The organism is Leptolyngbya sp. NK1-12 (assembly GCF_032598965.1).
In the GTDB taxonomy this organism is placed as follows: Bacteria; Cyanobacteriota; Cyanobacteriia; order Elainellales; family Elainellaceae; genus Elainella.
Window position 1 is genome coordinate 5,825,892 of record NZ_CP053586.1, and the last position, 20,113, is coordinate 5,846,004.

The window sequence follows — 20,113 nt, forward strand, 5'->3', positions numbered from 1 at the left end:
CGATCAAGATCTGTGTACACGGTAGCCCAGAATTGGGGGGCTGGGGGGCAATTCATACCTCAATTCAGCAACGCCCAAATTGCCTATCATTTGGTGCGCGAAAGCCAGTTCTTTATCGAGTGGACTGTACCGACAATTGATCTAAATACGGATTTAGCAATCGCAACGGAACTGGTTGATTTGCAGCGTCAGCTCAGCGCTTGGAAGCTGGATTGGTCTGCATTCTGGGAATCAACGGAACGGCAGACGGCTGTGGCTCAAATTGAAACCTGGATTGCTCGGTTGCAGGCTCAGGCGCGAAGCATTTCAGCAGCATAGGCGATGGCGGCTCGGTGGCAACATAGCTTTGTAGCTTCGCAATATTTCACCCGCGAGTAAACTGCGGGCTAATAGGATAAAGTCTGCTTTAGCAGACTACATCAGCCTTTCAGTGCCCTTCAGGGTACTTTCTCCATTAGCCCGTGCTTTAGCGACGGGCGGGCGATGCGGCAAACGAACCCTACGAAATTGATAGACTCGCTGCCATCCTGTTTTGATGTCTATCGTCGTTACCGTAACCAACCATTTGTCAGGGTGTTCTACCCTTCAGATCGATAATGCGAAGCCCTTCATGATTCCTCTGCTCTCAGCGTTTGCAATAGATTCTGCGTCAGCGGATGGTTGGAGAGTTCGGCAGTGCGGTTGGCGGCGATCATTTGGCGCAGAAATGCTGTAAATCTCTTGATCATCTCTTGGGTGTAGGGATGCTGATCATCAAAACGAGCTTGAAAGATTTGCAGTGCCCGTACATAAAGCGATTCGACCTCTGCATAGCGTTCTAGATTAACGTACAACAAACCGAGATTGCCGAGACTGATGGCGACATCGGGATGGTCTGCTCCTAACTGCCGTTCTCAGATCTCGAGTGCTCTGAGGTGGAGCGGTTCTGCTTCTGAGTAGCGCCCTTGGGACTCGTACAGTCCTGCCAGGTTGTTGAGGCTGGTGGCCAAATCCAGTGGTAGCTCTAGTTCTGTTTGCAGTTCAATTGCTTTTTCAAAACACTCAATCGCTTTTGCTAATTCTGTTGGGTAGTCAGCAAATTCACCTCGATCAAGACGATTACGGTAAACCTGCCCCAGTTGAGCATAGAGCGAAGCCAGCAGAGCGGTTTTGGGGCTTTGGGTTTCAGTATGCTGAATCAACGCCTGCAAATCTGCTAGGGGCAACAGGGTTTCTTCGGTGACTTGCTCCAGTCCGAGTTCAAAAATTGCCCTCATCTCACCTGCCGGAATTGCCGCTTTGGTACGCGAAACAAAGCGAAACACGCCTTTGCGCCAGCCCCAGAAGTCGGGCGATTTGCGGCTGAGCCGATTCAAGATCTGATACGTCACCCAAATTACAATTGGGAAACGGAACTCGCGCAGTGCCTCTCTTGTCCACTGCAAATAACCAAGAAATTGATCCTGCTGCGATTGTTCTTCATCCCAACCTAAAAACGACAGCCGCTCAATATCAACCACCGTAATCACCGCCCGATCGCCCTGCTGCAATGATTCCATTTCCAAAAGTTCTTGAATTGCTAGCTTGAGGCTGGGCTGACTACGAGCCATGCTGAGCCGATAGGTGCGATGCGAAGGCGCTAGCTCTGTTTCATAGCGTTGGATAATCTCCTGTCGCTGCATTGGGTTATCGCAAACGGCAATCAATAGCGCTAACTGATCAGTGCTGGTTTCAATCGCTGTCAGCAGATCATCATAGGCATCTTGATTTAGATCATCGGGTAGCGTCTCTAGCATTATCTAAAAGTTAGTTTAGAGATTGTCAACAAGATCAACTAATCAGTCCTTTCAGCTTGAGCAAATCAATCACGATTGGATGCAAATCATACCAAACCTGATCGTTACGGTATTCCAACACATGCAGCCCATGCAGCAAATCGAGAAAGTCTTGCGCTTTAGGATCATCGGGAGTAAATCGTTCGTAGGTAGTTTGCAGCGTCGCATAGTCAGCCTTGCTCAGTGTCGTCTCAAAATCGAGGCGAATTTCTTTCACCGCTTGCGCCAGCACCGTCCCATCAATCACGCTGTCTTGACCACGTCGCACCTGCCGTAGACAGATTCGACAGCAGATATTGACCAGCCGCACCAGTTCTCGCAATACGCCACCGCTGTAGAGCGTAATCTGAGTTGCAATATCAGGCGGCAACAACTCCGTCGAAATTCGCTTGTGTAAAATCTCGCAGAGCGGCTGCATCATCTGGTCAATTGGAACGGGATTGGACGAACGCCGCTCACCTCTGGCAAACAGCTTGCTGACTGGCATTGTGACGATCTGGTCATTTGATTCACTCACCAGCGTTGATTGCAGCACTGCATCTCGCAGCGAGGCAATTGGAATCGTGTAGATAATCCGGAAGGCTGGCTGAAAAAGGGCTTTAATATGGTTTTTGAAAATCTTCTCGACATCCCCCAAATCGAGCTTATCGAGATCATCGATTATCACTAATACATTCTGTCCCGTGTGGGTTTGAATTTCGGCAACGAGCAAGTTCAACCTATTCAATAGATCGCAAATCATGTTGAGATCCCCCCTAGCCCCCCTTACCAAAGGGGGGAAAACAGGCCAACCGTAGCTTGAAGTCCCCCTTATGAAGGGGGATTTAGGGGGATCATACCTAAGTTTAGTCATCAAAACGCATTCATTTTCGATCTACCGATATTCGCTGATTTTCTTAGAAAAAGACGAAAGGTCGCTGCTAGAAGCAGTGCACTGAGTTCGGGACAAACAACACCCACGTTCATTCAAGCGCAACTTTCCACTTAAACTTATTCCACCGATCACCCGATCGGGTGAAATTGGGTGAAATCATCTCCTGCCTTCGATTTCTATCCTGAGGCTTAAATTCATCAGCCGTAGACACAGATAGAAAACTGACTCTGTGAACGTTACTTCAGGACGCCCCAACCGCATCCCGCTATAAACGATTGGATGCAAATAACCCTGTTTTTAAGAATCAAGGTGGAAACAATGTCACACATTCCAGGTTATGTATTTATTGGTACCCCCGCTAACGATTGGATCGAAGGCTCACCCTACGACGACTTACTCGATGGATTAGCAGGAGATGACGTTTTATTGGGGGGTGCTGGCAATGACGATATGTACGGCGGCAATGGCGCAGATTGGATAGAAGGGCAGTCAGGTCATGATCTGTTAGTCGGCGGCTACGGCAATGATGTCTTACTGGGTGGAGACGGCGATGATCTGCTCGCTACCGGCAACCCCCAAGCTTTCTCTCCTTCAGGACCCATCCCAACGAACGAGGTTGATCAGCTCTATGGCGGTAGAGGACGCGATCTATTTGTGATTGAGTCCGACTATATCGGCAGCGGTCGGTTTATAATTCACGATTTGCAATATGGCGAACGAATCGACTTGCTGGGTCCCAGGAGTGCGTACACCCTATCGCTAGGAGACGCCTACGGCAGCTCTCGGCCCGATACTTTCATTCGGCTGTATGGTGATGTGGTTGGTGTCGTGGTTGATCAGCAGATCAGTCGCTCTGTGTTGGTTTAATCGGGTTATCCCATTTCCCTTTGATTGAGCTACAGATCACCAAGCCCAACCGGCTAGATTGTGCAGGGTCCGTAACTCAAAACTACGCGCTCCGCGCAGGCTACGCCAACAAAACTCAAAACTCAAAACTCAAAACTCAAAACTCAAAACTGTATTAAACGCGATATCTAGGGTAGGCAGTTGAGATAACCTGTCTACCCTATCTTGCTATCGTGTCAGGCAAATTATGCCCCTTCGCGCAATTTATCCAGCACTGACCGATCTTCCAAAGTGGAGGTATCGCCCGAAACCTCCTGACCGGCAGCCAACGAGCGCAGCAATCGCCGCATGATTTTGCCCGATCGGGTTTTGGGCAGCGCATCGCTAAAGCGAATTTCCGCCGGACGCGCCAGAGCACCAATTTCTTGGACCACATGCTGCTTCAGGGACTTATCGAGGTCTTCGCTGGGCGTGTAATGACCTTCTAGCGTCACAAAGGCAACGATTTCTTCACCCTTGAGTTCGTCCGGACGGCCCACTACTGCCGCTTCTGCCACCGCCGGATGAGACACCAGCGCCGATTCGATTTCCATCGTGCCCAAACGGTGGCCCGAAACGCTGATCACGTCATCCACGCGGCCCATCACCCAGAAGTAGCCGTCTTCGTCTTTGCGCGCCCCATCGCCCGCGAAGTAAACATAGTTGCCATCTCGGGGCGGAATATGCTCCCAGTAGGTGCGCCGGAACCGTTCATCATCGCCATACACGGTTCGCATCATGCTGGGCCAGGGATACCGCACCACCAGATAGCCACCTTCTCCTTCCTTGACCGGATTGCCCTCCAGGTCTACCACATCGGCCAAGATGCCAGGGAAGGGACGAGTCGCTGAGCCTGGCTTAGTGGGAATCGCTCCCGGCAGTGGGGTAATCATGATGCCGCCGGTCTCGGTTTGCCACCAGGTATCGACAATCGGGCAGCGTTCATTGCCAATCACCCGGTAGTACCACATCCAGGCTTCTGGGTTAATCGGTTCACCCACCGTGCCCAGCAGCCGCAGCGACGACAAGTTCCTGGCTTTTGGCAAATGTTCGCCCATTTTGATAAAGGCCCGAATTGCCGTCGGTGCCGTATAGAAAATATTCACGCCATACTTTTCGATCACGTCCCAGAAGCAGCCCGGATTCGAGCTACGCGGCGCACCTTCATACATCAGCGTTGTAGCCCCGTTCGACAAAGGCCCGTAGACAATGTAGCTGTGGCCGGTAATCCAACCCACGTCCGCCGTACACCAGTAGACATCCGTGTCTTGCAAATCAAAGATCCACTTGGTGGTCATGTGGGTATAGAGGTTGTAGCCGCCGGTGGTGTGGACAACTCCCTTGGGTTTGCCGGTGCTGCCGCTGGTGTAGAGAATGAACAGCATATCTTCGCTATCCATTGGCTCGGCTGGACAGTCAGCAGACACCCCCTGCCGCAGGTCATGCCACCAGTGATCGCGGCCCGGTTCCATGCGTACCGCCTGCTGGGTGCGCTGCACAACTAGCACGTTTTCTACCGTCGGCGCGGCGTTGTTGTCCAGTGCCCTATCCACCTGCTCCTTGAGCGGCACAATTGCATCTTTGCGCCAGCCGCCATCTGCGGTGATCACTAGCTTGGCTTTGCCATCGTTCAGCCGGTCCCGCAAGGCTTCCGCGCTGAATCCACCAAACACGACCGTATGAGGCGCACCGATCCGAGCACAGGCCAGCATGGCAATCGCGGCTTCGGGAATCATCGGCATATAGATTCCGACTACATCGCCCTTTTTGACGCCGAGTTGCTTCAACACATTGGCAAACTGGCAGACCTCACGGTGGAGTTGGGCATAGGTGAGGGTGCGCGAGTCGCCAGGTTCGCCTTCCCAGATCAGAGCTGCTTTATTGCGCCGCCAGGTTGTCAGGTGCCGATCAATGCAGTTATAGGAAATATTGAGCTTGCCATTGACGAACCATTTGGCAAAGGGCGGCTGCCAGTCGAGCACCCGGTCCCACTTCTGAAACCAGTGCAGCTCCAGTTCGGCTAACTCGGCCCAAAACGCTTCTGGATCAGCCTTAGCGCGTTCGTAAAGCTGTTCGTAGTCTGGCAGAGATTGGATCTGCGCTTGCTGAGAAAACTCAGGCGATGGCGCAAACAAACGGTTTTCGTGCAGGATGGATTCAATCGTCGGTGCTGTCATAAGCAGATATTATCGACTCGAAACAGAGCATTGCCACAGTGGCCCTGATTAAAACCATACGGGTTTGTCGTGCCTTTCCCACGAAACTTTAGATTTTGTATGGAACCAGTACCCCGATCCTACAGCTCCAACCTCCAACAAAAAATCAGAACTGCAATCAGCAGCACCGGAACAAACCGCTTTCTAACCCAGTGATACCAGTTCTTAGTTTTGAGTTTTGAGTTTTGAGTTTTGTTGGCGTAGCCTGCGCGGAGCGCGTAGTTTTGAGTTACGGAACCTGCACAATGTAACCTGTTGAGCTGGGTGATTTGTAGCTCAATTAAAGAGAAATGGTATGGCCTTTGCCGACCGAGCTAAAACTACGCATGAAAAATGGAGCCAACAGGGGATAGCAACTTGTACCGACTCTCCTCCTGCTGGCCCCAAGGATTGGGATGATGGGTAATAAAACCGCACTTTAGCCCGTGGGCAACACGCCGTACTGAGCCACCCAGGCGTCATATTTACCAGCACCGGCCAACCCTGACAAGACTCCCTGGGTTTGACCAGCCAGATAGACATTGCCTGCTGCATCCACCACGATACCGTAGGCTTCATCGGCCTGATTCGTACCAAATTGCGCACTGCCACTGCGATTGCCGCTACTGTCGTACTGGGCTACCCAGATATCGGTTTTGCCGGAAGCACCGCCGAATAGCGCCTTATCAGTTTCGCCTGTGATGTAGATCTTGCCGGCACTGTCAATGGCTATTCCCTGCGACTCTTCAATCCCGTTGCTGCCAAACTGTCTTACCCACTGCGGAGTTCCGGTTTGGGCATTGTATTTGGCTAAGAAGGCATCTGACCTGCCGCCCGCCGAAGTATTGCCGGGAAGGCTGCCGCTGGTTTGGCCGGTTATATACAAATCGGAACCAAACAAGGCAATTCCGCGAGCATAGTCCTGGCTGGTGCCGTTGCTAGCCAGGGTTTGACTCCACAACGTTGCGCCAGAGACGCCATCAAAGGCGCTAACAAAGGCATCGCCTCCCGCCGGTCTAATCCCACTTCCGCTCAGGGCTACGGCCGCTCCGGTAATGCCGGTGGTGTACAGGACACCATTACTGACGACCAGATCCACTGCGGCTGAGGCATCTGCCACACCAAACTCGACCCGTCCTGTTCCAGCCCCACCAAAGGCAGAATCGACTGCGCCGGTTGTGGCATCATATTTCGCGATGAACGCCTTGCCCAAGCTGGGGAGCGGAAACGCCCCGACCAAGCCGGAAATGTAGAGATTATTGCCATTTAACGCGAGGCTCAACCCGGCATCCAGACCGTTACGAATGGTGCCAGAGACATCCACCGTTGTGGCGATGGTTTTAATCCACTGCTGGAGACCGTCACTGTTGTATTTAGTGACAAACACATCGCTGTTCGTGGCAGAGCCAGATCCCGTTACCGTCGCACCTGTGACATAGTAATTGCCAGCGTCGTCCACAGCCACATCAAACGCCACATCAGCTCCAGGCGTATCAATCGAGCGTCGCCACAGCTGGGTGCCATCCACCGCGTATTTAGCGATAAACCCATCTCCGGCGGGACCGCTGCCCGCGTTGGCCACACCTGCCATATAGAGATTACCGCTGCGATCTACCGCTGTGCCGTAGGTGTAATCGTTGCCAGAGGTGCCAAACTGTTGCAACCAACGACGGCTAAACGTATTCAAAGCCGTGGGCACAGGCTGGGGTGTGGAATTACCGGGAGTATTAGGAGCCGATGATGCCAGAGGTTGGGCTGCTAGCTTAGCTCCGTAGCTGCTGCGGCCTCGACGCTGGTGAAACCGCAGATAAAACTCACCGGCTGGTAGATTGAGTGTGAGCGTGCCATCCTTGCCGTTGGCAAAAGTTTGGTTGGCAATGGGCTGGAGGAATTTTTTGATATCGCTCGGTTTGAGTGTGCTAAACGCCTTACGGCCAATCGCCCGCAGGACTCGTTTTTTTGCGCCCTTCAGCGAGAAAACCTGCACACCCAGCACTCCCCCTTTGTCGGTTGCTAAGTCAAGATTGAAGGAGCTGGCTCGATCAAAGCGAAAGCGAAACAAATCATCTCGGTTGGAGGCTCCCAATCCCCCTTTGAATGCATCGAGGCTGGTACTTAAATTTAGCGGTTTTGCGGCGGCTAACGTGCTCTTAGCAATATCTCGTGGCATGGTTCGATTGCAATGGTTGATCTAATCAACCGCAGTATTCCCAGGCCAAGTCACCAAAGCACGGCCAGATCCATCAGTTTTTACCTTAGGTTTAAGAATGCTAGAGCCACTTGTTGAATCCACGTAGAAACGGCATCAGCTTTAGGCTCAATTTAGTTTATCCGTTGCGATGATATGTACGTCAATATTTTTCAATAGTCGCAGCAGCTTATGAGTCAGTGATCCCCGCAGCATCAGCTTCCAGCGCGACCGTTGGCTTTCGCCGATGACAATTTGAGTGATGCGATAGTTGCTTGCCACCCCCGCAATCGCCCTAGCTTTATCCTGATCTCGCACGCGAATAAATTCGCCATCAAACTCGTTACAGAGCCGTTCACAGGTTTCGATGTGCAAACTTTCTGTCTTAGTCAGAAACCGATCTGGATCATCCACAAATAAACAATAGAAGGGGGCGTGCATATAGCCAGCGATGCGTGCCCCGCGGCGAATCAGTTGAACCGCATTTGGATAGGTAGAAACACAAACCAAAACCCGTTCATGAATATTGCAATAGGGGGCAGCGGGCTGGTGACTGTTGGCAGTTTCAGCGAGAGCATCTTCCTCAATGTTGTCAGCAACTTCTCGTAGAGCTAACTCCCTCAAGGCAATTAAATTTCGCCGCTGAAAGAAGTTTTGCAGCGATTGATCTACTTTCTCTAGGGCGTAGATTTTACCATCCTTTAAGCGTTCTTCCAGCGTTTCCGGCGTGACATCAATCACCACGACCTGATCGGCTTCTTCGAGCAGGCGATCGGGAATTCGTTCTCGCACCACTACGCCGGTAATTCGAGCTACGAGATCATTCAGACTCTCTAAATGCTGAATATTGACCGTGGAGTAAACGTTGATCCCCGCTGCCAAAATCACTTCCACATCCTGATAGCGTTTTTCGCGCTGAGATCCAGGTACATTCGTGTGGGCCAGTTCATCAATTAGAACCAGCTGCGGTTGACGAGCCAGAATTGCCTCGGTATCCATCTCAGACAAAAACACACCAGAACAATTGATTTGCCGTCGAGGCACTATTTCCAACCCTTCTGCTCGTTGGGCAGTCTCCTGACGATTGTGGGTTTCGAGCAGGCCGATTACCACATCCATGCCTTCCTGCCGCAGCCGATGCCCTTCTTCCAGCATGCGGTAGGTTTTACCCACGCCGGGTGCCATGCCAATAAAGATTTTGTGCTTACCGCGATGGGCAGGACGAATGTAGGAGCTATCGGGGGAAGGCTTGGATGAGTGATACATGGCCGAATTAGATGCTTGTGTAAGGCATCTAGCTGCTGAGTGCGTCCAGAGCTAGGTTGAGCTTTAATACATTCACTCCCGGTTCACCAAAGATGCCTAGAAACCGGCCATTGGTATTTAGATTGATCAAATCCTCCAGTTGATTCGGTTGAAGTCCTCGTGCTCTTGCCACTCGCGTGATTTGCGCCCTTGCCGCTTCTGGGCTGATGTGCGGGTCGAGGCTAGAACCAGAAGTGTAGACCAAATCGGCAGTTGGTGTAATACCTGCTTCCCGCAATCTGGGGATTTCTCCTTCGATCGCTTGGTCGGGGTCAGGATCGGGTTTACCTTTAATGCGATCGATCAGGGCAGGGTTGCTGGGAGCCAGATTGCTCGCGCCGGAAACTCCGGTTTGCAAAATATTGGATGTATCGGCAGTCGGATCGGCGGTGCTGTAGCCTGTGGTACTGGGGCGACTGTTGAAGTAACGGTCACTGGTAAAGGGTTGCCCAATCAAGGCTGAGCCAATCGGTTGACCTTGAGCATCGGTAATGATGCTGCCGTTTGCCTGAAAGGGAAAAACCAGTTGCCCCACTGCAAGCATCACAAATGGATAAATTATTGCCGTTAGGATCCAGAGAATTAAGGTAGAACGAACGGCTCTACTAGCTTCGCGTGCAAAACTCATTAGAATTTCTCCGGTACAAACATGACAAAAAAGAGATAGATAGCAAGCGCAACAGTCAGTAGAATTAATGCTGCCAACCAGTAGGATTGGGTTCGCGACAAGCCTCCGCCTGTTGTAGCAAAGACGGCAGGCGCAATAATCAAGTTAGCGCACAGGCCCAGAAATAGATACAGCGGCAGCTTTTGCCGACGCCACTCAGCCCAAACTCCGGTGACGCTTTCAAACATCTGGGCAGTTGCCTGTGGAACGTTGCGTTGTAAATGAGTCAGTTTCATGGCAGCAATGGTGTATAAATGAGTGAAGAAGCGAGAGAGAGGCGGCCTGAGGGAGGGGAAGAGTGTGTGCCATAGCTCATTTGCCCGCTTAAGAGAATGGCAGAATCACATCAATCAACTTGATCGCAACAAATGGTGCAATCACACCGCCCACACCGTAGATCAGAATATTGCGCCGCAATAGTTGATCGGCAGTCAGGGGTCTAAACTGCACGCCGCGAAGAGCGAGCGGAATCAACACTAAAATAATCAGCGCATTGTAGATCAGGGCGGAAATGATTGCAGAGTTGGCACTCTTTAATCCCATAATGTTGAGCGCTCCGATTCCTGCAGCGGCAAAGATAGTTGGAATGATGGCAAAGTATTTGGCGATGTCGTTAGCAACCGAGAAAGTGGTAAGAGCACCGCGAGTAATCAATAGCTGTTTGCCGATCGTCACCAGATCGATCAACTTGGTGGGATCCGAGTCTAGATCGACCATGTTGGCCGCTTCTTTGGCCGCCTGAGTTCCAGAGTTCATCGCCAAACCGACGTTCGCCTGTGCTAGAGCTGGAGCGTCATTGGTGCCGTCTCCAGTCATGGCCACCAGTTTGCCTTGAGCCTGTTCAGTGCGGATGACATCAATCTTGTCTTCCGGAGTAGCTTCGGCAATAAAGTCATCCACTCCTGCCTCTTGCGCAATCACCGCTGCGGTGATGCGGTTGTCGCCAGTCAGCATAATGGTGCGAACACCCATGCGCCGCAGTTGATCAAACCGTTCGCGTAGCCCGGGTTTCACCGTATCCTTGAGATAGATCACGCCATAGATGTCATCGTTTTGGCAGATGGCAAGCGGTGTGCCACCCAAGCGAGATACTCGTTCGTAAGCTTCATCTAACGCATTCGGGACGTAACCGCCTCTGGAGCGCACAAATCCTTTGATCGCATCTACCGCGCCTTTGCGAATCTCTTGGCTATCCAGATCGGTACCGCTCATGCGGGTGCGGGCAGAAAATTCGATGCCTTCAGCCAGATTGGGATCGAAACTCGGCTTCGCACCCGATCGCTCTGCCAAGGTCACAATCGAGCGACCTTCCGGCGTTTCATCAAACACGCTAGCATTCAGCGCCGCCTGAGCTACTTCTTCCAGGGTATGGCCGTTGACCGGGATGAATTCAGCCGCTAAGCGGTTGCCCAATGTAATCGTGCCGGTCTTATCCAGAACCAGTGTATTGATATCGCCACAGGCTTCTACAGCTCGTCCAGAGGTGGCAATTACATTGAACTGAGCCACCCGATCCATCCCAGCAATGCCGATGGCGCTCAGCAATCCCCCAATTGTGGTAGGAATCAGGGCTACCAGCAGCGAGATCATAATGGCAACGCTGGCTCCGTTTCTCAGATCTGCTCCGGCTTGTGCTCCAATCGTTTCAGTTAAAAAGCCAGCAATGTAGTTAGCTAGCGGTGGAATATTGGCTACCACAATTAGAAACACCAGCGTCAGCACGGCCAGCAGTACTGTTAGGGCAATTTCGTTGGGCGTTTTGGTGCGTTCTGCCCCTTCGACCAAGGCAATCATGCGGTCGATAAAGCCCTGTCCTGGATCGGCTGTAATTCTGATTGTTAATTCATCAGACAGCAAGCGAGTTCCACCCGTAACTGAACTGGCAATATCCGTGCCTGGTTGTTTCAGAACCGGAGCCGATTCCCCGGTGATGGCCGATTCATCGACCGAACCAAGTCCGCTAATCACCTCCCCATCAGCAGGAATCATGTCTCCAGCAACGACCCTCACCTGATCGCCCCGCCGCAGTTCGGTTGAGTTGATTTCTTGAATCGAACCATTGGGCAGAATTTTCTTGGCGATCGTATCAGTTCGGGTTGAGCGGAGCGCATCGGCTTGAGCCTTACCTCGTCCTTCTGCAACCGCTTCTGCAAAGTTTGCGAAGACAATTGTGAAAAACAAAATAAACGTGATCAATCCATTCAGTAGTCGTTGCTGGTTAACATCAGCTTGTAGCGGACCGAATAAATTTGGATCAATGGTCAGTAGCAATGTAACGATCGTGCCCACCCAGACCACAAACATGACGGGATTTCTGACCTGAATCCGGGGGTCAAGTTTGACAAACGCTGCCTTAATTGCCCGCTGATATAGCCCTTGCATTTCGACTTTAGGGGTGTGGCGGCGTGAATCTCGGGTTCCTGATGGGACCCGATAGGCTCGTTCGCGTACTCTGCCGTCCGGCTTAGGAGAATGATTCATCGATGTCATAAATTACCCAATTCCTCTAGCAATTTGAAAGGCTTCTGCAATCGGCCCCAAGGCCAAGGCTGGAAAAAACTCCAAGGCACCTAGGATCAAAATCACGCCAGCCGTCACCCAAGTGAACAGGCCAGTATCGGTTCGTAGGGTCCCTGTTGTAGGTGGAACGGGCTGTTTGCGCGACATACTATCTGCCAACAGCAGCAACGCCACGATCGGCACATAACGTCCTGCCAGCAGACTAAAGCTAGCCGTTAAGTTCCACCAGAGTGTGGCATCTCCCAAGCCCTCGAAGCCAGAACCATTGTTGGCCGCCGCAGAAGTATACTCGTAAATCACCTGAGACAAGCCGTGAAAGCCCGGATTACTGATTCCTGAAAGCTCAGGCATCGCCAGGGTGAACGCACTGGGAATCAAAATAGCAATCGGATGCACCAGTAAAATTAGAAAACTGGCAAGCACCACTTCCCGTTTCTCGATTTTGCGTCCTAGAAATTCGGGCGTTCGTCCGACCATCAAACCTGTGACAAACACCGCCAGGATCAGGTAGGCAAATAGATAGGCCGTTCCCGTTCCCTGTCCACCAAATACAATTTGCAGGAACATATTAGACAAGGTGGCAAAACCGCCATTCGGCATGAACGAATCATGCATACTATTGACTGCACCACACATACTAGCCGTTGTAAACACAGCATAGAGAGCCGACTGCGCCCAACCAAACCGGACTTCTTTCCCTTCTAAATTGGGAGCCTGCTCCACGCTCAGCAATGCGTTCACTGCGGGATTACCCTGATATTCGCCCATTGCCGTCAGGATGATAAATCCCACCAAAATTGCAAACGGAATACAGTAGATTAACCAAGCTTGTTTGAGATTATTCGCAAAGATGCCATAGGTGATGATCAGCGACGAGGGAATCGAAAGTATGGCAACGAGCTGGATTAAATTGGTTAGTCCGTTTGGGTTTTCCAATGGATGGGCAGAATTAATTCCAAAGAAACCGCCACCATTCTCACCTAGCTCTTTGATAATCTCGTAGTGAGCTACTGGACCGCGTGCGATCGCCTGACTAATTCCTGGATCGTCTAGCGTGGGAACCACCACTGGACCGGCTAAGGTTTCTGGAATACCAGCCGCCATGAAAATCATCGCCCCCACCAGACTAATTGGCAGCAAAATTCGCGTAATCGATTGGGTTAGATCCACGTAAAAGTTACCCAGAGGTCTGCCAGTCAGGCCGCGAATAAAGGCAATCGCTACCGCAATCCCGGTTGCAGCCGAAGTGAACATCATAAATCCCAAGGCCGCAAACTGACTGAAATAGCTAAAGGTAACTTCGCCCGAATAATGCTGCTGATTCGTATTCGTAACAAACGAGATGGCCGTATGCAGAGCCAAATCCCAGCTAGGAGCGCCTAAACCGGTAGGGTTAAACGGAAGCACTCCCTGCAGCATAAAAATCAGGAAAATAAACACCAGCATAACCGCATTGCTGTAAAGCACGGCCCGCGCATACTGCCAGCCCGTCATGTCCTCCTTGGCCCGCACTCCCATCGAGGCATAGAGAAATCGCTCAATCGGGTTCAAAACTGGATCGAGGATGGTGCTCTGTCCCAGAAACACGCGAGCTATGTATCGACCAAAGAAAGGCGTAATTGCTACCACAATCAGTAGCGTCAGTGCAATTTGAATCCATCCTTGCAACATAGTTTTTGTTGAATTCTAATACCTGATCATTGGTGATTGAGTATTGGTTAGCGAGGGTTAGCGATTCATAACTAGAAATCACAGACGGCTAATCAAAAATGGTACATAACCAATGACAAGTAACTACTACCTTTTGATAGTGAAACTTTAATTTAGGAATAACAAGGTATACAGCGGCGTTTATCCAACTTTCTGGATGATGAATATAATCCTTCAGAGGTATGTTTACGAAATGTTTAGGGAGTGTTTAGGCAGGTTCTATACCTGCAGCTATAAATCTGCATCTAAACCGCTTGACAGACTATAGTTTAAGGTAGGTTAGTTGGTCCGTCGTTTGTTATTTACCATGCATGGATGGCTGCCCCTACCACCAACTAACAATCAGTAACTCATGACCCATGATTAATGATTAATGACCAATGACTAGGGACCAGCAAAAAACTTGGCGTTCGAGAATATTCTGGTTAGTGGTAGGACTCTTTGCCGTCGTGTTCTCCCTGGAATTCTCAACTCCACCTGATTATGTATTTGGCTATCTCTACATTGGTCCAATTTTGCTAGCGAGTGCTCACCTCAGCCGAAAAATCACTTTTCAAGCCACCTGGGTTGCCTGTATTCTCACCCTGCTGAATGTCTGGCTGCCGGGAATTGAAACCGTTAAAGCACCGACGATTGCCAGTCGCGTCATTGCAACATTAGCTCTGATTGTGACGGGAGTGCTGAGCGATCGCAATCGGCTATATCAACAAACCGTACTACAGCAACAAGCTAAATTAGAAGCACAGGAAAAGTTGGCAAATGTACGAGAAGACTTTACTTCCACCCTCACCCATGATCTAAAAACTCCTCTACTAGGAGCCATTGAAACCCTAAAAGCTTTTCAACAAGGCAGCTTCGGCGTGGTTCAGTCTACCCAGGAAACCGTTCTGGCAACCATAATTCGCAGTCATAAAAATACGCTGCAAATGGTAGAAACAATTTTGGACGTTTACCGGAACGACAACGAGGGACTCCCGCTGCATCTCGCACCTGTTGATTTAGTCAGAGTTGTAGAAGAAGTCGCCAAAACCTTGATCGATCTGGCTGCAGGTCGGCGAGTTCATATTTCTTGCCATTATGGAGCATCAGATTTTCGTAAGTTTCTCTGGGTATACGGAGATGAATTTCAGCTTCAGCGCGTTTTGGCAAACCTCCTGACTAATGCGATCAACCATTCACCTCGTGGTGGAAAAGTTGATGTGATTATGGAAACTGGCTCCTCCTATCAAACAATCAAAGTCGCAGATGATGGCGCAGGCATCAGACCAGAGGAACTCTCGCATCTATTTGAACGGTTTTATCAAGGACAAAGCGATCGTCAGGCCAAAGGATCTGGCTTGGGGCTTTATCTATCTCGGCAGATAGTTGAAGCACACGGCGGTACAATTTGGGCAGAGAATCGTCACCCGACTGGCGCGATTTTCGCGTTTCGCCTTCCATCTCTTCCCTACTCTGGATCAAATTTGCAAGTACCTCCCAACTCTTGACTCCCGACTCCCGACTCCTGACTCCTACCCCATGCTCCACGACCAACCCCTAAAAATTTTGCTCGTCGAGGACGATGAACTTTTTCGTCTCGGTCTGCATGTCCGGTTGGAAAAGGAAAATGGACTAGAAGTTGTAGCCGAAGCTGAAGATGGGGAAACAGCCATCGAAATGGTCAAACGTCATGCGCTTAACATTGTGATTTTGGATATTGGTTTACCGGGACTGGGTGGCGTCGAAGCCTGTCGGCAGATCCGGCAGTTGTGCCCGACTCTACCGATTCTAGTGCTGACCTCCCATACGCAAAAAGCCTTGATCAACCGCATCATTGAGGTGGGTGCCCAGGGCTATTGTCTGAAAGGTGCCCCCTCGCAAACCCTGATTCTCGCAATCCAATCCGTGGCGGCTGGAGCTTCCTGGTGGGATGCCACGGCCACAACTGAAATTCGGGCCGCCTTTGAAGCCAATTCCGGTGCGACGAGCAAAGCAGATCAACCGACGGTCGTTCTCACCCGCCGCGAACAGGAAATCCTGGCCCTGATTGCCGCCGGTAAAACGAATCAAGAAATTGCCCAGATGCTTTACATTGCCCCAGGAACCGTGCGAGTTCATGTCCATGCCATCCTGCAAAAACTAGAGGTTCGCGACCGAACGCAGGCCGCCGTCATCGCGCTTCAAAACCATCTGATCGACCAACAGTTACTTCCCAACTCCCAATCAGAGTACTGACTATCAACATCACTTTCAAGCAACCGCTTCGATCTGCTCCATCATTACAATTTATTACTACCACTTGATACATTAGTACTGAGGAGGCCAGAGCACAAGCGCACTAGGACATCCTTTTAACCGTTCGACTAGCGCTATAGATAGAGGTCAATTTGCAAAATTAGCCGCGAATCATCTAGATATAGTAGACAGAATCCGCTACTCTAAATCTCAGCCGTTTGGTTTGGGAATCATCATGTCCTTTGTCGGTCTACATATTCATAGCGACTACAGCCTGCTGGATGGAGCTAGCCAACTGCCCCAGCTGATCGATCGGGCGGTGGAACTGGGGATGCCAGCCATTGCCCTGACGGATCATGGCGTCATGTATGGGGCGATCGAGCTGCTGAAGGTATGTGAGGCCAAAGGCGTCAAGCCGATCATCGGCAACGAAATGTACATCATCAATGGCGACATCACCAAGCAAGAGCGCCGACCCCGCTACCATCAGATCGTGCTGGCTAAAAATACCCAAGGCTACAAGAACTTGGTGAAGCTGACCACGATTTCCCATCTGCAAGGCGTCCAGGGCAAAGGGATTTTTTCACGGCCCTGCATCAACAAAGAGCTGATCGAGCAGTACCATGACGGCTTGATTGTCACCAGCGGCTGTCTGGCCGGAGAAGTCCCGCAGGCGATCATGCAGGGTAAGCCGGAAATCGCCCGCCGGGTGGCCCAGTGGTATAAGGATTTGTTCGGCGAAGACTACTACATCGAACTGCAAGACCACGGCTCCCAAGAAGACCGCATCGTCAATGTGGAGCTAGTGCGGATCGCCAGAGAGCTAGACATCCAGATTATTTGCACCAACGATTCCCACTACATTTCCTGTTACGACGTAGAAGCCCACGATGCCCTGCTTTGCATCCAGACCGGCAAGCTGATTACCGAAGACAAACGCCTGCGCTACAGCGGCACCGAATACCTCAAGTCCGCTGAAGAAATGAGCTGGTTGTTCCGCGACCACCTGACTGACGATGTGATCCAGGAAGCAATTGCCAACACGCTAGCCGTGGCCGACAAAGTAGAGCCATACCAGATTCTGGGCGAACCGCGCATTCCCGATTATCCGGTGCCGGAGGGATACACCCTGTCCAGCTATCTGGAGGCCGTAACGCGCCAGGGCTTAATTGAACGCTTTAATCTTCAGTCCTACGAAGAAGTAGAACCCCGCTATCGGGAACGGCTAGAGTACGAGCTGGAAATGATGCACCAGATGGGCTTTGATGCCTACTTTCTGGTGGTGTGGGACTACATCAAGTTCGCCAGGGACAATGGCATTCCGGTGGGTCCGGGGCGCGGTTCGGCGGCGGGTTCGCTGGTGGCCTATGCCCTGCGCATCACCAACATTGACCCAGTGCACCATGGGCTGCTGTTCGAGCGGTTCTTGAATCCGGAACGCAAGTCGATGCCTGATATTGACACCGACTTCTGCATCGAGCGGCGAGAGGAAGTAATTCAGTATGTCACCGAAAAGTACGGCAATGACCGGGTGGCGCAGATCATCACTTACAACCGTATGACCTCAAAGGCGGTGCTGAAAGATGTGGCGCGGGTGCTGGATATTCCCTATGCCGAATCGGACCGGATGGCGAAACTGATCCCGGTGGTGCGCGGTAAACCCACGAAGCTGGCGGTGATGGTGTCGGAGCAAACGCCTGCCCCGGAGTTCAAGGAAAAATACGACAATGACCCGAAGGTACGCCACTGGATGGATATGGCAATGCGGATCGAAGGCACCAACAAGAGTGTAGGCATTCACGCTGCCGGGGTGGTGATTTCGGCTCAGCCATTGGATGAGGTGGTTCCCTTGCAGCGCAACGCGGACGGAGCGGTGTTTACCCAGTACTTTATGGAGGACATCGAATCGCTGGGTTTGCTGAAGATGGACTTTCTGGGCCTGAAAAACCTGACGATGATCCAGAAAACTGTGGATCTGGTGGCACAAACTCATCAAATCAAGCTGGATTTAGATCGATTGCCGTTAGACGATCCCAAGTCCTATGAACTGCTGGCCAGAGGCGAACTCGAAGGTATCTTCCAGCTTGAATCATCCGGAATGCGGCAAATTGTGCGGGAGTTGAAGCCGTCTAACTTAGAAGATATTTCTTCAATTCTGGCGCTGTATCGACCGGGGCCGCTTGATGCAGGATTGATTCCGCTGTTTATCAATCGAAAGCACGGACGAGAAAGGATCGAGTTTCAGCATCCGTTGCTAGAACCAATTCTTCAAGAAACCTATGGTGTATTGTGCTATCAAGAGCAGATTATGCGAATGGCGCAAGACTTGGCAGGATATTCGCTGGGCCAAGCCGATTTATTGCGCCGTGCCATGGGTAAGAAGAAACCAGAAGAGATGAAAAAACATCAGGCAATCTTTGTTGAAGGTTCTGCCAAAAATGGTATCAAAGCCAAGATTGCTGAAGAATTGTTTGATCAGATGCTTAAGTTCGCTGAATATTGCTTCAACAAATCCCATTCCACTGCCTATGGCTATGTCACCTACCAAACCGCTTATCTGAAAGCCAACTACCCAGTCGAATACATGGCGGCCTTGCTGACGGCCAACAGCGGGGATCAGGATAAAGTGCAGAAATACATTGCTACCTGTATGAGCATGGGCATCCAAGTTGAACCGCCCGACATCAACCGCTCCGGGGTAGACTTTACGCCGCTGCAAGACAGCATTTTGTTCGGATTATCGGCAGTGCGCAACGTCGGTGAAGGCGCGATTGAGAATATTTTGGCAGCGCGAGAAACCGGCGGCAAATTCACCTCACTAGCCGACCTGTGCGACCGGATTGACCCCCGCACCGTCAACCGGCGTGCCCTAGAAGCCTTGATTCAGTGCGGTGCCCTTGATGGCCTCGACCCCAACCGTAACCAGTTGATGCATGACCTAGAACCCGTGCTGGAATGGGCACAGTCCCGCGCCAGAGACCGGGCAGTTGGGCAGGGCAGCTTATTTGATTTATTTGGCAGCAGCGATAACGCCAGCTCCGACACCAACGGCTTTGAAACTGCTCCCAAAACGCCTCCGGTTCCCGACTATCCGCCTCAGGAAAAACTGAAGCTGGAAAAAGACCTGCTGGGATTCTATATTTCCGATCACCCGCTCAAAACCGTCCAGTCCGTGGCTCGCATGTTGGCCCCGATCAACCTCAGCGACTTGGCCGACAAGCCCGACAACATGACCCTGAGCGCGATTGTCATGATCAACAGCATCAAGCCGATTGTCACCAAACGGGGCGACCGGATGGCGGTGGTGCAAATCGAAGACCTGACCGGACAAGCCGAAGCGGTGATTTTTCCCAAGTTCTACGAGCGCATCAGCCAGCACATTCAGGTAGATACGCGGCTGATGATTTGGGGCAAGGTGGACCGGCGGGATGATCGCAGCCAGTTTGTGATCGAAGATGCGGAACCGATCGAAGCCGTGCGCATGGTGCTGGTAGAACTCGATGCCCGGACTGCGGGTGACATTACCAAACAGCATGGTTTACGCACGATTCTGCTAGAGCAACGCGGCGAGGATGAAAGCGGCAAAATTCCGGTGATTGCCGTTGTATCGGGTCAAAATCGGCGGGAAATCGTGCGGTTGGGTGCTCAGTTTCGGGTGCAGAACGATCAGACTGCCGTTAACGCTCTGCTGCGAGCTGGGTTTGAGGCGAAGGCGACTTCGTTGATTGGAGGATAGGGTTG

General features: G+C 51.4%; 13 protein-coding genes and 1 pseudogene. 5 read left to right on the forward strand and 9 right to left on the reverse strand.

Features of this window, described 5'->3' with window-relative positions:
* Nucleotides 1-12 precede the first annotated feature (12 nt).
* Nucleotides 13-318 carry a hypothetical protein gene (locus HJG54_RS24825; protein ID WP_316431902.1) on the forward strand — a complete coding sequence of 102 codons (306 nt, stop codon included), beginning with the start codon at nt 13-15 and terminating at the stop codon, nt 316-318.
* Nucleotides 319-608: 290 nt separating this feature from the next.
* On the opposite strand, the pseudogene HJG54_RS24835 reads toward HJG54_RS24825, so the two are convergent.
* Together HJG54_RS24835 and HJG54_RS24840 are read right to left on the reverse strand one after the other, a co-directional pair.
* Nucleotides 609-1,775 (reverse strand): annotated as a pseudogene (locus HJG54_RS24835) (tetratricopeptide repeat protein).
* 34 nt (nt 1,776-1,809) lie between these two features.
* Nucleotides 1,810-2,532: a hypothetical protein gene (locus HJG54_RS24840; protein WP_316431904.1), complete on the reverse strand. Its 723-nt coding sequence runs from the start codon at nt 2,530-2,532 to the stop codon at nt 1,810-1,812.
* A gap of 474 nt (nt 2,533-3,006) precedes the next feature.
* Here HJG54_RS24840 and HJG54_RS24845 point away from each other — a divergent pair, with 474 nt between their 5' ends.
* The gene (locus HJG54_RS24845; protein ID WP_316431905.1) at nt 3,007-3,555 is read left to right on the forward strand and encodes a hypothetical protein; all 549 of its coding nucleotides are present in this window, start codon (nt 3,007-3,009) and stop codon (nt 3,553-3,555) included.
* Nucleotides 3,556-3,779: 224 nt separating this feature from the next.
* Here HJG54_RS24845 and acs read toward each other — a convergent pair whose 3' ends face one another.
* The 7 genes from acs to kdpA form a co-directional block, all read right to left on the reverse strand.
* Complete coding sequence (gene acs / locus HJG54_RS24850) at nt 3,780-5,750, reverse strand: acetate--CoA ligase (protein ID WP_316431906.1); 1,971 nt, start codon at nt 5,748-5,750, stop codon at nt 3,780-3,782.
* A 457-nt stretch (nt 5,751-6,207) separates the two neighbouring features.
* On the reverse strand, nt 6,208-7,938 hold the full coding sequence (locus tag HJG54_RS24855; protein WP_316431907.1) for an SBBP repeat-containing protein: 1,731 nt from the start codon (nt 7,936-7,938) through the stop codon (nt 6,208-6,210).
* A gap of 147 nt (nt 7,939-8,085) precedes the next feature.
* A complete protein-coding gene (locus HJG54_RS24860) occupies nt 8,086-9,222 on the reverse strand; it encodes a universal stress protein (protein WP_316431908.1) in 1,137 nt (378 codons plus the stop codon).
* Between the two features lie 28 nt (nt 9,223-9,250).
* On the reverse strand, nt 9,251-9,889 hold the full coding sequence (gene kdpC / locus HJG54_RS24865) for a K(+)-transporting ATPase subunit C (RefSeq protein ID WP_316431909.1): 639 nt from the start codon (nt 9,887-9,889) through the stop codon (nt 9,251-9,253).
* Complete coding sequence (locus tag HJG54_RS24870) at nt 9,889-10,164, reverse strand: potassium-transporting ATPase subunit F (protein WP_316431910.1); 276 nt, start codon at nt 10,162-10,164, stop codon at nt 9,889-9,891. The genes kdpC and HJG54_RS24870 overlap by 1 nt, the downstream gene beginning before the upstream one ends.
* A gap of 88 nt (nt 10,165-10,252) precedes the next feature.
* A complete protein-coding gene (kdpB, locus tag HJG54_RS24875) occupies nt 10,253-12,310 on the reverse strand; it encodes a potassium-transporting ATPase subunit KdpB (protein WP_420717399.1) in 2,058 nt (685 codons plus the stop codon).
* A 111-nt stretch (nt 12,311-12,421) separates the two neighbouring features.
* Complete coding sequence (kdpA, locus tag HJG54_RS24880; protein WP_316431912.1) at nt 12,422-14,119, reverse strand: potassium-transporting ATPase subunit KdpA; 1,698 nt, start codon at nt 14,117-14,119, stop codon at nt 12,422-12,424.
* Nucleotides 14,120-14,538: 419 nt separating this feature from the next.
* Between kdpA and HJG54_RS24885 the strand changes: the two genes are divergently transcribed.
* The 3 genes from HJG54_RS24885 to HJG54_RS24895 all read left to right on the forward strand — a co-directional run bounded on the left by HJG54_RS24885 (nt 14,539) and on the right by HJG54_RS24895 (nt 20,108).
* The gene (locus HJG54_RS24885) at nt 14,539-15,645 is read left to right on the forward strand and encodes a sensor histidine kinase (protein WP_316431913.1); all 1,107 of its coding nucleotides are present in this window, start codon (nt 14,539-14,541) and stop codon (nt 15,643-15,645) included.
* A 31-nt stretch (nt 15,646-15,676) separates the two neighbouring features.
* Entirely contained in the window at nt 15,677-16,372 is a 696-nt protein-coding gene (locus HJG54_RS24890; protein ID WP_316431914.1) for a response regulator transcription factor, read from the forward strand.
* Between the two features lie 235 nt (nt 16,373-16,607).
* Nucleotides 16,608-20,108, forward strand: coding sequence for a DNA polymerase III subunit alpha (locus tag HJG54_RS24895; RefSeq protein ID WP_316431915.1), 3,501 nt, complete (start codon nt 16,608-16,610; stop codon nt 20,106-20,108).
* Nucleotides 20,109-20,113 lie beyond the last annotated feature (5 nt).